The sequence below is a fragment of the Kribbella sp. C-35 genome (genome assembly GCF_046549195.1).
GTDB lineage: Bacteria > Actinomycetota > Actinomycetes > Propionibacteriales > Kribbellaceae > Kribbella.
This window is the reverse complement of record NZ_JAJPWG010000002.1, coordinates 295,583-309,052: the sequence shown is the minus strand read 5'-3', so window position 1 is coordinate 309,052 and position 13,470 is coordinate 295,583. Positions and strand designations below refer to the sequence as shown.

Annotated in this window: 12 protein-coding genes; 9 read left to right on the top strand and 3 right to left on the bottom strand. The window is 67.1% G+C overall.

All coding sequences use genetic code 11. The annotated features are described in order from the left end of the window. Positions 1–70: 70 nt before the first annotated feature. From ACLJOO_RS14120 to ACLJOO_RS14105, 4 genes are all read left to right on the top strand, one after another. A complete protein-coding gene (locus ACLJOO_RS14120) occupies positions 71–844 on the top strand; it encodes a helix-turn-helix domain-containing protein (RefSeq protein WP_410787473.1) in 774 nt (257 codons plus the stop codon). Positions 845–859: 15 nt separating this feature from the next. Then, complete coding sequence (locus ACLJOO_RS14115; protein WP_410787472.1) at positions 860–1,444, top strand: ANTAR domain-containing response regulator; 585 nt, start codon at positions 860–862, stop codon at positions 1,442–1,444. 117 nt (positions 1,445–1,561) lie between these two features. Beyond that, positions 1,562–2,164, top strand: a complete 603-nt coding sequence (locus tag ACLJOO_RS14110; RefSeq protein WP_410787470.1) for a hypothetical protein — start codon at positions 1,562–1,564, stop codon at positions 2,162–2,164. A 56-nt stretch (positions 2,165–2,220) separates the two neighbouring features. Next, complete coding sequence (locus ACLJOO_RS14105; RefSeq protein ID WP_410787469.1) at positions 2,221–3,774, top strand: hypothetical protein; 1,554 nt, start codon at positions 2,221–2,223, stop codon at positions 3,772–3,774. On the opposite strand, the gene ACLJOO_RS14100 is transcribed toward ACLJOO_RS14105, so the two are convergent. Next, positions 3,771–6,692, bottom strand: coding sequence for a tetratricopeptide repeat protein (locus ACLJOO_RS14100; RefSeq protein WP_410787468.1), 2,922 nt, complete (start codon positions 6,690–6,692; stop codon positions 3,771–3,773). The two genes, ACLJOO_RS14105 and ACLJOO_RS14100, sit on opposite strands and share 4 nt — an antisense overlap. A 427-nt stretch (positions 6,693–7,119) precedes the next feature. Here ACLJOO_RS14100 and ACLJOO_RS14095 point away from each other — a divergent pair, with 427 nt between their 5' ends. The 5 genes from ACLJOO_RS14095 to ACLJOO_RS14075 all read left to right on the top strand — a co-directional run bounded on the left by ACLJOO_RS14095 (position 7,120) and on the right by ACLJOO_RS14075 (position 12,016). Continuing rightward, positions 7,120–8,298, top strand: coding sequence for a branched-chain amino acid ABC transporter substrate-binding protein (locus ACLJOO_RS14095; RefSeq protein WP_410787467.1), 1,179 nt, complete (start codon positions 7,120–7,122; stop codon positions 8,296–8,298). Between the two features lie 116 nt (positions 8,299–8,414). Continuing rightward, a complete protein-coding gene (locus ACLJOO_RS14090; protein WP_410787466.1) occupies positions 8,415–9,377 on the top strand; it encodes a branched-chain amino acid ABC transporter permease in 963 nt (320 codons plus the stop codon). An 8-nt stretch (positions 9,378–9,385) separates the two neighbouring features. Further along, positions 9,386–10,501 carry a branched-chain amino acid ABC transporter permease gene (locus tag ACLJOO_RS14085; RefSeq protein ID WP_410787465.1) on the top strand — a complete coding sequence of 372 codons (1,116 nt, stop codon included), beginning with the start codon at positions 9,386–9,388 and terminating at the stop codon, positions 10,499–10,501. Between the two features lie 65 nt (positions 10,502–10,566). Further along, complete coding sequence (locus ACLJOO_RS14080) at positions 10,567–11,304, top strand: ABC transporter ATP-binding protein (protein ID WP_410788673.1); 738 nt, start codon at positions 10,567–10,569, stop codon at positions 11,302–11,304. Continuing rightward, positions 11,294–12,016, top strand: coding sequence for an ABC transporter ATP-binding protein (locus tag ACLJOO_RS14075; RefSeq protein ID WP_410787464.1), 723 nt, complete (start codon positions 11,294–11,296; stop codon positions 12,014–12,016). The genes ACLJOO_RS14080 and ACLJOO_RS14075 overlap by 11 nt, the downstream gene beginning before the upstream one ends. A 24-nt stretch (positions 12,017–12,040) precedes the next feature. Here the strand turns inward: ACLJOO_RS14075 and ACLJOO_RS14070 are convergent, their stop codons facing one another. Further along, on the bottom strand, positions 12,041–12,586 hold the full coding sequence (locus ACLJOO_RS14070) for a DUF4352 domain-containing protein (RefSeq protein ID WP_410787463.1): 546 nt from the start codon (positions 12,584–12,586) through the stop codon (positions 12,041–12,043). 32 nt (positions 12,587–12,618) lie between these two features. Continuing rightward, the gene (locus ACLJOO_RS14065; protein WP_410788672.1) at positions 12,619–13,335 is read right to left on the bottom strand and encodes a DUF554 domain-containing protein; all 717 of its coding nucleotides are present in this window, start codon (positions 13,333–13,335) and stop codon (positions 12,619–12,621) included. Positions 13,336–13,470 lie beyond the last annotated feature (135 nt).

Here is a 13,470-nt window from a genome sequence, read left to right as displayed (position 1 = left end):
AGCGCACACAGGCGATGCGGCGTGAATCCGGCGCAAGCGAAACTGTCGGTGCTCCATCAGAGCATGAGGCATGGGGTACTTCAGGTCACAGGAGACGGTGGCCTCCGCGTTGCGGATGTCGGACGACGGTGTGCCTGATCGTGTCAACGCGGAGATCCACGGAGTTGCGCTGCAGACGATTCGGACCTGGCGGCGTCGGTACCAGAAGGAAGGCCGGACGCGCTGGGGTAGTGGATACCCGGCGACGCCGTGTCCGCGGTGTGATGGGGCGGAGTTGGACGAGGCGGCGTACGCGTTGCTGTTGGGGTGGTATCTGGGGGACGGCTCGATCGCGCGAGCCAGGCGGGGTGTGTTCACTCTGCAGATCGTCAACGACGAGCGGTACCGCGAGCTGAACCAGGAGATCGCGGAGACGATCAGGCGGGTGAAGCCGAATGCGAGTTCCTGCCTGCGGGGCGGCGGCGGTGCGATCCGGGTCGAGGCACGGTGGAAGCACTGGCCGTGTGTGTTCCCGCAGCACGGTCCTGGACGGAAGCATCTGCGGAAGATCGAGCTTGCCGATTGGCAGCGGGAGATTGTTGCCGAGTACCCCGATCAGTTGCTGCGGGGGTTGTTTCACTCTGATGGGTGCCGGTTCGTGAACTGGGCGAGTAAGCCGGACGGTAAGCGGTACTACTACCCGCGGTACATGTTCTCGAACGAGTCGGAGGACATCCGGAAGATTCTCACGGATGCGCTGGACCAGTTAGGGATTGCTTGGCGGCAGCCGCGGCGGAATGCGATCGCGGTGAGCCGGAAGGAGGCCGTGGCCGTGCTTGACGGGTTTGTGGGGCCGAAGTCGTGACGTGGGGTCGCTAGGGTGTGCGGTGTGACTGCTAAGCGTGTGGTGATTGCTGAGGATGAGGCCCTGATTCGGATGGATCTGGCCGAGATGCTCGCGGAAGAGGGGTATGACGTCGTCGGGCAGGCGGGGGACGGCGAGGAGGCTATCCGGCTGGCGATCGAGCAGCGGCCGGATCTGGTGATTCTCGACGTGAAGATGCCGAAGCTGGACGGGCTGAGCGCGGCCGAGAAGATCGCGGGGGACCGGATCGCTCCGGTGCTGATGCTGACCGCGTTCTCGCAGCGGGAGCTGGTCGAGCGGGCGCGGGACGCCGGCGCGATGGCGTACCTGGTGAAGCCGTTCTCCAAGGCCGACCTGCTGCCCGCGATCGAGATCGCCGCATCCCGGTACGTCGAACTCGCCGAGCTGGAGCGGGAGGTCGCGGACCTGGCCGAGCGGCTGGAGACGCGCAAGCTGGTCGACCGGGCGAAGTCGATCCTGCAGACCAAGTTCGGGCTGTCCGAACCGGACTCGTTCCGGTGGATCCAGAAGACCGCGATGGACAAGCGGGTGTCGATGCGCCAGGTAGCCGAGCTGGTCGTCAACGAAGCCGGCAGCTAGCTGCCGCAGCAGGATCGTCGCCCCGGCAGCGAGACGGCAGGAGGACGGCAGGACGCCATTCCAGACTGTGACCAGTACGTGAACGCAACGTAGTCACAGTTACTGGGAGGGTCTGTCATGATCAGGAAAGTTGTAGCAGGCGTCGCGGTTGCCGCGGGCCTGGCAGCCGGTGTCGGCACCGCGCTGCCGGCCAATGCCGAGCAGGGCAAGGCGACCAAACCCGGCCAGGTGATCAACCTGCGCGACAACGGGTACGGCGCCTGCCAGAAGCCCGGCAGTACGTGGGGTGTCGGTGGCGCACTGGCCGTGCTGACAATCACGGACAAGGTCACCTGGCCGAACCGCAAGAACATCCGGGTCTCGTCCAGCGACACCGACGCGGTGAATACCGGCTGCTCGAACGGCTACCCGTACAACGGCGGCACCAAGCGCCTGGTGATCACCTGGACCGTACAAGGCCAGGGGATCTCGTCCTGCAACATCGGCATCGGCGGCAACTGCAGCCTGACCGAGAAGCAGGTGACCGACGGGTACGACACCGGCACCAAGCCGAACACCGACGGCGAGTGGAACGTGGGCTCCGGCGGCGGCAGCGTCACGGCGGACGGTACCGCCGCCGGCCGGATCAACAACTACACGCACTCCGCCACGGCCACGTTCGCGGCCAGCAGCAAGGTGACGATCGCCAAGGCCACCAACAACGCCTATATCGGCTTCTGATCCGAGCAGGGGTGCGGCGTTCCGCCGCACCCCTCGCTGTCCTGGAGGAGATTCTCGTGCGACGACAGCATCTGCTGGTGGCGGGTATCGGTCTCGCGCTGCTGGCGACCTCAGCCGGTTGTGCGGCACCGCCCGCAGCCAGTGAACGCTCCTCGCCACTCGCGACCTGGCGCGCCACCACCGCCGAGACGGTCGGCCGGCTGCTGGTCGAACAGGGCGATGGCGCCACCATCGGGCTGCCGACAGGCGTGCCGCGACCGACGGACACCCTGGCCGCCGGTATCACCCTGCAACTGGCCCAGCGGCCCACCCCGTCCGTTGACGAACTGCGGGCGAACCGCGGCCTCCTCCAGGCCGAAGGGACCGATCCGCTCTTCGTCACTTGGTTGGCGGCCCGCTTCTCGACGAAAACTCTTGACCGCGACAAGGTGACGGCCGCGGCCCGTCAGCGAATGGCCAACCTGGCCAAGGGCACCCCGGAAGCTGCAGGAGCCTACCTGACCGGCAGCGACCTGCTGCGACTGCTGGGCGCGACTCCACCGGCCCCGGCGCCGACCCCCTCGGCCTGTCAGCAACTGACGTCCGCACTGGCTCAGCAGGACCTGATCAACGCATCGACGTGGTCCGAGCTGGCGGCAGCGGCCGGACGGCCCTGTTCAACGGAAGCGACCAAAGATCTGATCGGCCTCGCACAGACCCGACTCGCGGCCAAGGACGGAGTCGTCGGTCCCTACACCGCAGCGGAGCTCTGGGCGGGCCAGCGCGTGTTGGCCGCCGCCGGCCGCGCCCCCGTCGTACCGGCACTGTGTCCGGCGCTGCTCACCGAGAAGCGATCACTGCGCATCAGCCGCGACACGATGACGTACCTGGCGTGTGCCGACGCGTCGATCGCCAAAGGCGACCGACCGGACCTGTCGGACGACGTAGCGAGCTGGCTGGATCTCGTGGTCCGCACGCGCGGCCGACTGGCCGAGCAGCAAACCCTCGACCCGATGGGCAAGCTCTACGAGACGCAGTCCCTCCACCTCCTCGGATTCCCTTCCGATGTGCTGGCCACCGTGCGGGCAGACCGCACCAGTGGCGGCGGCGATGATGTCGAGGCGAGGTTGCTGCGGGCGTTCGCCCAGGGCCAGGTGCCTGCTGCGGAGTTGCCGGCGGGAGCCAACGCGTCTGCGGTGATGCTGTCGGCGGCCAGCGTCCTCGGCGGCGCGCAATGTCCGCGGACCGTGCCGAGAGACTTCACTGCCGCCAGGGTCGGCGCGGCGCCGGATACGGATGCACTGTTCCGCGAAGCCCTGGTGGCGAAGGCACTCGAGCGGTGTGGTGGAAACAGCACAGCCTGGACAGCGTCGGTGCTGAAGCGCCTCGCCGTCGCCGAACGGTCGCTGGGAAACGACCTGATCGGTCGGTGGAAGGCTCAAGAGAGCCACTGCGTTCTGACCGGCCGCCCTACGCTCTCCGAGACCGCCGCGCTGCGGCTGCTCCCCAACTACTCCCTGACCAACCCGAAGTTCGAGCTGTCGCTGGACAGCCTGTACGCCGGGGTCCGGCTGAGCGAGATCGTCGACCGGGGCTGCGCCGGGGCGTTCTGGGATCGCGTGGAGAGCTAGGCGGTAGCAGTAGGGGTAGCAGTGAGGAACTCCTCGAGCATGGCGTCGGTCGGTGCGGACAACTGCTCGAAGAGTTCCAGAGATCGGGCCTGGGCCGCCGCACTCTCCGTCGGGCGGTCCAGGCCCGCCAGAATCCGGGCGAGGAGACGCGTGCCGGCGGCGTCGCCGTACTCGTTGCCGAGAACGCGCGTGATGGCCAGCGCCTGGGTGACCGACGACTCTGCCGCGGCGGGCTCGCCGGTGCGGAGCAGGATCTCGGCGCGGACCAGCAACGCGCCCCATTCGTCCTCGCGGTTGCCGATGTCCCGGCAGATCTCGATCCCCGCGCCCAGCGCGGTCAACGCCGGGCCGTACTTGCCGCGATGCGCGTAAACGCGCCCGACGGCGGCGAGCGTCATCCCGGCGCCACTCGCGTCGTTGCACTGGCGGCGGATCTCCAGGCAGCGCTCGAGACAGGCCTCGGCCTCGGCGTAGTCACCGGCCTCGTACAACGCCTCGCCCAGGTTGTGCAGGACCGTACCCGTCCATACCGGCTCCGCCGAGCTGTCGACGAGCTCCAGGCTGCGTTCGTAGTACTCGATGGCCTTCGGCAACGATCCGGTCCGCTGGTAGAACCATCCGAGGTTGTGCAGGGCGCGACCGACCGAGATCGGATCGCCCAGCGCCTTGCGGAGTTCGTACGAACGCTGCAGGTCGTCCTCGGCTTCGTCGAAACGGCCCGCTCGCCAGTCACAGGCGGACAGGTTCGCCAGCATCGTCGCCTCGGCCTTCTGATCGCCGATTTGCGCCGCTGCGGGGAGCGCGAGCCGGATCAGGCTCTCGATCTCGCGCCATCGGCCGCGTTTCTGCAGGGTGTGCGCGATCATCGGCACCAGCCGGCACAACGGATCCCGGAACGCGTCCGCGGGCTGTCGGGCCAGCGCCGTGAGATTCGGCAGCTCCAGATCGAGCCACGCGGTCGCATCGAGCCGGGACGACAACCCGAGCACGGAGTCCGCCGTACCCGGACCGTCCCAGCGGTTGCCGTTGATGGCCCGGCTCACCTCGGCCACGGCGCTGACATACCACTCGTACGCGCGCTTCAGCGCGAGCTCCCGGTCCTCGTGCGAGTCGTGCTGCCGCGCGAGATCCCGGCTGTACATTCGCAGCAGGTCGTGCATCCGGTACCGGTCCGGATTCCCGGCGGCCTCGATCAGATGCAACTCGGCCAGCTGCTCGAGCGTGGACGCACTGTCCGGAGCCGGTACGTCGAGCAGCGCGCCCAGGACAGACGCGGTGACCTCAGGCGTCTGCAGCAGGCCGATCATCCGGAACCCCTCGGCCGTCAGGTTCCGATCCGCGTCCTGCTGCGTCGTCCGCTCGATCAGGTCGACGTAGCTGACCTCGAGCGACGAGCGCACCGAGTTCTCCTCCACGCCGAGATCTCGCCAGTGGCCGGCCTGGAGCCGCCGTACCGTGTGCCGGATCGTCAGCTCCGGAATCCCGGCCAGGCGCGCGCCGATGATCCGCAGCGCGAGTGGGTTGTGCCCGCAGTCGTGGATCAGTTCGAGTACGGCGTCGTACTCGCCGACGACGCGGTCCGCGCCCATGATGTGGCTGAGCAGGTCGACTGCCTCCGGGGTGGACAACGGGGTCGCCCGGACCGCAGTCGCGGGGATGCCGGCGACCGGTTGCCGGCTGGTGATCAGTACGGCGCAGCCAGGGCCTGCGGGAAGCAGGGGAGCGAGCTGCCGCTCGTTGGCCGCGTTGTCGAGCAGGAGCAGCATCCGCCGGTTGCTGACCTCGGTGCGGAACCTCGCGGCCAGCTCGTCCTCGGTGGTAGGCAACGCGGCGTCCGGCCCGACGATCGCGCGGAGGAATCGGTTCAGCGCGTCGCCCGCGGCCAGCGGCTCCAGGCCGGGGCTCGTGCCCTGCAGGTCGATGTAGAGGTGGCCATCTGGAAAGCGTTCGCCCACAGCGTGCGCCGCGCGGATCGCCAGCGTCGACTTCCCCAGCCCGCCCGGGCCGTGGACCGCCACCACGACCGGACTCGGCACCGACGGGCGCCGCCCGAGCGCTGCGACCAGGCCGTCGATCTCGGCGGAGCGACCGACGAACCGGTTGTCGATCGGCGGCAGCTGCTGCGGGACCGGACCTTCCACGACTGTCACGGCCGGCCGGCTGACGCCGACACCGAGCTCGACCGCACCGCCCTTGATGATCGCCTCGTGCAGGTCGCGAAGTTGCTGCCCCGGAGCGATGCCCAGCTCTTCGTCCATCAGCCGGTGCACGGCCTGATACGCGTCCAGGGCCTCGGCCTGGCGACCGGTGCGGTACAGGGCCGCGATCAGCTGGAACCAGAAGCGTTCGCGCAGCGGGTTCTCCACGGTCAGCGTGCGCAGCTCCGCGATCAGGTCATGCTCGCGAGCCAGCAGCAGGTCGACGTCGATCCGCCGTTCGACGGCCTGCAGGTACCGCTCGGACAGTCGTGGCGCCTCGGTCTGCTGGAGCGAGTCCGACGGTACGTCGGCCAACGGCGTCCCGCGCCACAACTTGGTGGCCTGATGCAACAACCGGGACTCGGCGGCCGGATCGCCCGCGGCGTGCGCCCGGCGTACCAGACCGTCGAACTCGTGCAGGTCGATCCGCTCGTCCGGGAGTTCGATCAGGTAGGCACCCGGCACGGTCCGGATCAGGTCGGGCTCGCCCAGACGCTGCCGCAGACGCATGACGTACTGGTGCACGGTGGCGCGGGCGGTCTTGACCGGCGTCTCCGACCAGAGCCTGTCGGTCAGCTGCTCGATGCTGACCGTTTTGTTGGCCTGGAGCAACAAAGTCGCCAGGACGATCCGGTGTTTGCCGGCCTGGACGGCGATCTCACCCTCCGGGCCGTCGACCCGGAGTGGACCCAACAGCCCGAACCGCAGCACCGACTCCATCCGACCCCCGTCCGTGTCCCGACAGGCTAACTCTGTGTCCTCCGCCGCCGGATCACATCTGCATGTAGAACCTGCAACGGCGCCCGCGGAGGGAGATCCGCAACATACTGACCGGGCCGCTCGATCCGTCGGGTGGCAAGTGGCGGCAGCCGCCGGGTGAAACCGTTATCCAAGGCCGGCCTGCGGCCGTCGATCGATCGGCAGCCTGTGCTGTAAGGGCTCAAGGCATCAATGACGATGTCAATCGACTGTCAGCAAAGTCCTCTGCCTTTAAGGGAATAACGAAGCAGTAACGCGGCGGCCGGATCTGTCGACACGGCCGCAGGTGGACTGTAGACCTGTCACCACTCCGGGCCGGGGGGACGACCACTCCTGCATGGCCCACATCCGGGAGCCCGGACCACGGGTATGGAAGGGAAGGCGTAAGTTGAGCCCCAAGATTGCACGCTTCGGCGGCGTAGTTGCCGCGGGACTGGCAGTAACTCTGACTCTTGCCGGCTGTGCAGGCTCGAGTAAGGACAACAGCGCCGGGGGCGACGTCACCGAGATCAAGATCGGTTTCATGGGCGACCTGACCGGCGAGAACTCGGCGATCGTGATCCCGCCCCGCGACGGCGCGAAGATGGCGATCAAGGAGTACAACGACAAGAACCCCAAGGTGAAGATCACCCTGGTGGAGTACGACAGCCAGGGCAAGCCGGACCAGGCGACGCCGCTGGTCCAGAAGGCGATCAGCACCGACAAGATCGCCGCGCTGATCGGGCCGGCCTTCTCCGGTGAGTCGAAGGCCGTCGGCGCCATCCTCGAGCAGGGCAAGATTCCGAGCATCTCGGCGTCGGCGACGAACCCCGGTCTGGCCAAGAACGGCTGGACGTACTGGCACCGGGTGGTTGCGAACGACGACGACCAGGGCCCGGGCATCGCGGACTTCCTGGTCAAGGCGAAGAGCCCCAAGAAGGCGTTCGTCCTGAGCGACGACCAGGAGTACAGCGTCGGGCTGGCGGACGCGATGGAGAAGGAGTTCAAGGCCAAGGGCGTCACCGTCCAGCGGGACAAGTTCTCCAAGGACGCTTCGGACTACTCGTCCACCGTTTCCAAGGTGAAGGCCGCCAACCCTGACGTCATCGCCTTCGGCGGCTACTACGCGCAGGGCGGCCGTCTGCTGAAGCAGCTCCGTGACGGCGGTGTGACGGCAACGTTCGCCACCGGCGATGGTTCGCTGGACGCGCAGCTGGTGTCGGGCGCAGGCGCCAAGGCTGCCGAGGGCGCAGTCATCGGCTGCCCCTGCAAGATTCCGTTCGGTGAAGCCGAGGGTGCGCTGAAGACCTTCAAGGACAACTTCAAGACGGCGACCGGCAACGACCCGGCGATCTACGCGACCGAGGGGTACGACGCCGCCACCGCGTTCATCAAGGCGGTCGAGGCGGGTAACACGACCGGCGAGAAGATCAACGAGTTCCTGAAGACGGTCAGCTTCGACGGCATCTCCAAGCCGATCAAGTTCAAGGCCAACGGCGAGCCTGAGGCGAACGAGATCTTCGTGTACGAGGTCAAGAACGGTGCCATCGCGCTGCTCGGCAGCGCGGACGAGGCCAAGCTCAGCTAGGTCTCGGACACCAGGCAACACGAGGATGCCCGCGGAGCGGGAGCACACGGTCAGTACATGTGCTCCCGCTCCCACCACGACAGCGGCTGCCGGCCGCTCCGCCCGTAAGGCTCAACATGCTTCATGACTTCATCCAGCAGTTCGGTCCCAGTACCGTAGGTGGGCTGGCTGTCGGGGCGATCTACGCACTTGTTGCCCTCGGCTACACGATGGTCTACGGCGTGCTGCGACTGATCAACTTCGCGCACTCCGAGATCTTCATGATCGGCACCTTCGCCTCACTGCTGGTCTTCACCACCCTCGGCATCTCCGGTCCCTTGACCGGGATCGCGCTGGTCGGGCTCCTGGCCTTGACGATGCTGGTCGCGATGGCCGCGTCGGGAGGCGCCGCGATCGTGCTCGAACGGGTGGCCTACCGGCCACTGCGGAAGAAGGGCGCCTCGAGATTGGCGGCCCTGATCTCGGCCATCGGCGCGTCGCTGTTCCTGCAGGAACTGTTCGCGCTGTGGGTCATTCCGAACGTGTTCGACAAGCCCGGTCGCAACCAGACCTCCGTTCCGCGGATCGTCGACCGTGACACCGTGTTCACCATCGGTAACGCGAATATCCGTACCGACCACGTGATCATCGTGGTCGCCGCGTTCATCATGATGGTCGGCCTGGACCAACTGGTCCGCCGAACGCGGATCGGACGCGGGATCCGGGCCACCGCCCAGGATCCGGAGGCGGCCGTTCTGATGGGTGTCAACATCGACACGATCGTCCGCGTCACCTTCATTCTCGGTGGTGCGATGGCCGGCGTCGCCGGGGTGCTGTACGCGATGGAGTTCGAGAACATCTACTACAACGTCGGCTTCATCCTCGGTATCAAGGCCTTCACCGCCGCGGTGCTCGGTGGCATCGGTAACCTTCGAGGCGCCCTCCTCGGCGGGATCGTGCTCGGCCTGATCGAGAACTGGGGCGCGATCTTCCTCGGCTCGCAGTGGAAGGACGTCATCGCCTTCGTGATGCTCGTCCTGATCCTGATGTTCCGGCCAACCGGAATCCTCGGCGAATCTCTCCAGCGGGCACGGGCGTGAGGGCTGAGATGACAGAGAACCGAAGTGCACTCGTCTCCATCCGGCATCGGGCCGGAGATTTCGCCGACATGCTGCGCGGCCGCTGGGACCGCGCCAAGATCTGGCAGCGGTACGTCGTCTACATCGCGCTGGTCGTCTTCGCGCTGATTCTGCCGGCGCCCTGGATCGGTTCGTTCATGTCGCCGGAGAGCGACTGGACCACGATCCTGATCCACCCGATCGGCACGTACATGCTGCTGGCGATCGGCCTGAACGTCGTGGTCGGCCAAGCCGGCCTGCTGGACCTGGGGTATGTCGCCTTCTTCGCGATCGGCGGCTACTCGCTGGCGTACTTCGGTACCGAGTACGGGTGGGACTTCTGGGCCACGCTGGTGATGGGCACCCTGATCACCGGGGTCGCGGGTGTGGTCCTCGGAGCGCCGACGCTGCGGTTGCGCGGCGACTACCTGGCGATCGTCACGTTGGGATTCGGTGAGATCGTCCGGATCACCGCCAACAACACCGACGCGATCGGCGGAGCGCGGGGCATCACCAACATCCCGCACCCGCCGCCGCTGTTCGGGATGGAGTTCGCGCTCGACCCGGCGCCGTACTACTACTTGATCCTCGCGGTCATCATCGTTGTGATCGTCTTCGCCAAGCGGCTCGAGAAGAGCCGCGTCGGCCGGGCCTGGGCAGCCATCCGCGAGGACGAGGACGCGGCCGAGCTGATGGGCGTCCCGACGTTCAAGTTCAAACTGCTCGCGTTCATGATCGGGGCGATGATCGGCGGCCTGGCAGGCACGGTGTGGGCCGGCAAGGTGATCTTCATCGAGCCGAACAACTTCCCGTTCATCCTGTCCGCGACGATCCTCAGTGCTGTCGTACTCGGCGGCGCGGGGAACATTCCTGGCGTCATGCTGGGCGCGTTCCTGATTGCCTGGATTCCGGAGCGGCTGCGGTTCCTGGCCGACTACCGGATCCTGATCTTCGGAGCGGTTCTGGTGGTGATGATGGCGTACCGGCCGGAGGGCATCCTGCCTTCCACCCGTCGGCGCGCCGAACTGGCCGAAGGGTCCGGTGGTATGGGCACGATGGGCGCCGAGGTCGCCGCACCGACCGCTGCACCGGAGGTGGCCGAGTGACTCCGACGGACGATGTGACGGCCGCGCCGATCGGCGAGCCGCTGCTGGAGATCGACAACGTCACGATGCAGTTCGGCGGTGTCGTCGCGCTCAAGGAAGCTGCGATCACGGTCAACACCGGAGAGATCTTCGCGCTGATCGGCCCGAACGGCGCCGGCAAGACCACGGTCTTCAACGTGGTCACCGGTGTCTACCGGCCGACCCTCGGCCAGGTGCGCTTCGCGGGCAACCGGATCGACGGCATGAAGCGGTTCCGGGTGACCAAGGGCGGGATTGCCCGGACGTTCCAGAACATCCGGCTGTTCCACAACATGTCGGCGTTGGAGAACGTGATGGTCGGCGCCGACGCCCACCACAGGACCGGGGCCGTAGGTGCGGTGCTCGGTCTGCCGTGGCATCGGCGCGAGGAGCGTGGCGGCCGCGAGCTGGCCAGGGAACTCCTGGACTTCGTCGGCGTCGGCAAACGGGCGGGCGACACCGCCAAGAATCTGCCGTACGGCGACCAGCGGCGACTCGAAATCGCCCGGGCGCTGGCGACCGACCCCAAGATCCTGCTGCTCGACGAGCCGGCCGCCGGGATGAACCCCGCGGAGAAGGAGTCCCTGCAGCAGCTGATCCGCAAGATCAGGGACAGCGGGCGGACCGTATTGCTGATCGAACACGACATGGGACTGGTGATGCACATCAGCGACCGGGTCGCGGTGCTGGACTTCGGTCAGCTGATCGCCGAAGGCACCCCTGCCGTCGTGCAGAGCAACCCTGCCGTGATCGAGGCCTACCTGGGGGCGTCCGATGCTTCTTGAGATCGAGGACATCCACGTCCACTACGGAAAGATCGCTGCGCTGAAAGGTGTTTCGATTCAGGTCGACGAGGGCGAGATCGTCACCCTCATCGGCGCGAACGGCGCCGGCAAGACCACGACGCTCAAGACGATCTCGGGCCTGCGGCCGCTGAGCAGCGGGAAGATCAGCTTCGGCGGCCAGGACATCTCGAAGGTTGCCGGCCATGAGCGCGTCCGGCGCGGGATCGGCCAGTCGCCGGAGGGCCGTGGCATCTTCCCGGGCATGACCGTGCAAGAGAATCTCTTCATGGGTTCGTACGCGCGCAAGGACAACCCTGCGAAGGAGTTGGCCGAGGTCTACGAGCTGTTCCCGCGGCTGTCGGAGCGCAAGGACCAGGTCGGCGGCACGATGTCCGGGGGCGAGCAGCAGATGCTGGCCATCGGGCGGGCGCTGATGACCAAACCGAAGGTGCTGCTGCTGGACGAACCCTCGATGGGTCTGGCGCCGCTTCTGGTGGCGCAGATCTTCTCGATCATCAAGGAGATCAACGACCGGGGCACGACGGTCCTGCTCGTCGAGCAGAATGCCCGCCAGGCTCTACAGGTCGCCGATCGTGCGTACGTGCTGGAGACGGGCCGGGTGGTCAAGAGCGCACCGGCGCACGAGCTGCTGGACGATCCGTCGGTGCGGGCCGCGTACCTTGGTGGCGACCTCGGGGTCGACAGCGCCTGATCGCGGACGCTGCCGGCATCCGGATCAGGTCAAGGGGATCCGGGTGCCGGTGGCGTCCTTCATGTCGGTCAGGGTAGGTCCGCCGAAACCCATCAGCGCAACCACCTGCGCGCCTTTCGGCATGTCGTAGTACAGATCGAACTCCAGCCGGTCCGCAGGTCCGAGCTCGAACTGACCGGGTTGCCGTTTGACCAGCATCGCCGGGTCGTCCGGCTTGAGCTGCTTTCCGTCGGCCAGCACGAGCAGTTGGCGCCTGGTATTGAAGAGCACGCTGCTCCTGCCCTTGTTCGTGACGACGACGCGAACTCTGACGAACTCGCCCTTCGGCGCGAACTCGGCGTGGCTGCCGACGAGCATGTCCAGGCCCGTGGTCAAGCCGATCGGGAAGAACGTCGTGTCGCCGTCGGACACCGCGTGCCCGTCCAGCGCGACTTCACCCGGCCGGACCGGACGTGGCTCGAGCCGGTAGGTCGGGGTCGGTGTGCTCTGCGGTTCGGTCGAGTCGCAACCCGCGGCGGTCATCACAGCCAGCCCCACGAGGGGGAGTAGTACACCGCGACGGAAAGTCATGAAGTGATTCTGACGCAGCGAGGGTCATCCCGTCAGTCCCGAATCACGACCAGCAGTTGCACCAGCAGCGGCGCGACGATCAGTGCCGGGAGCAGGTCGGCGACGGCCACCTGCTTCAGCTTGAGCAGCCGCAGCGCGACACCGATGAGCATCACACCGCCTGTCGCGCCGAGCGCCGTCACATGAGCCTCCGGCAGTACGTCGCCGAGCACGGCGCCGACGGCCGTCATCAGGCCCTGTACGACGAGGACGACCAAGGCTGACGCGGCGACGCCCCAGCCGAACGACGCGGCGAACGCGATCGACGTGAAACCGTCCAGAACCGCCTTCAGGAACAACTGATCCGCGCCCCGGCCGAGTCCGTCGGACAGTGCGCCGAGAAACGTCAGCGGCCCGACGCAGAACACCATCGACGCGGAGACGAATCCTTCGACGAACGTGTTCTGCCCTTCGCCGCGGTCGAACCGGCGCTGCATCCACGCGCCGAAACCTTCCAGCCGCTGCTCGATCCGGAGCAGCGACCCGGCGATCCCGCCGATCAGCATCGCGCCCAGCACGATCAGGATCGGGGCGCTGTCGCCGACCGCGTCGCCGAGTGCCTGGTCGCCGACGGTGAGTGCGGAAGAAATGGCGATCAGCAGGGTGACCAGGCCGATCGCGTCGGTGACGAGATCCCTGGTGCGGTGACTGAGCCGGTGCCCGACGAGTACGCCGAGTACCGAACCTACGAGCACTGTCGCGACGTTCACGACGGTCCCGATTCCGATGAACAAACTGGTCCCTCCGGACAGCTGTGGTCAGCTTTGCATGTGACCCCCGAGGGCCTACTGTTGCGCGAGGACGAGCGTATCGGCCCGTCTGTTCACCTCGGGGGTGGACCGGAC

Bases quoted from the DNA above. Each gene is read 5' to 3' on its own strand.
- ACLJOO_RS14120 (WP_410787473.1), top strand. From the start codon at position 71: ATGGGGTACTTCAGGTCACAGGAGACGGTGGCCTCCGCGTTGCGGATG.
- ACLJOO_RS14110 (WP_410787470.1), top strand. From the start codon at position 1,562: ATGATCAGGAAAGTTGTAGCAGGCGTCGCGGTTGCCGCGGGCCTGGCA.
- ACLJOO_RS14100 (WP_410787468.1), bottom strand. From the start codon at position 6,692: ATGGAGTCGGTGCTGCGGTTCGGGCTGTTGGGTCCACTCCGGGTCGAC.
- ACLJOO_RS14090 (WP_410787466.1), top strand. From the start codon at position 8,415: ATGCTTCATGACTTCATCCAGCAGTTCGGTCCCAGTACCGTAGGTGGG.
- ACLJOO_RS14085 (WP_410787465.1), top strand. From the start codon at position 9,386: ATGACAGAGAACCGAAGTGCACTCGTCTCCATCCGGCATCGGGCCGGA.
- ACLJOO_RS14080 (WP_410788673.1), top strand. From the start codon at position 10,567: ATGCAGTTCGGCGGTGTCGTCGCGCTCAAGGAAGCTGCGATCACGGTC.
- ACLJOO_RS14075 (WP_410787464.1), top strand. From the start codon at position 11,294: ATGCTTCTTGAGATCGAGGACATCCACGTCCACTACGGAAAGATCGCT.
- ACLJOO_RS14070 (WP_410787463.1), bottom strand. From the start codon at position 12,586: ATGACTTTCCGTCGCGGTGTACTACTCCCCCTCGTGGGGCTGGCTGTG.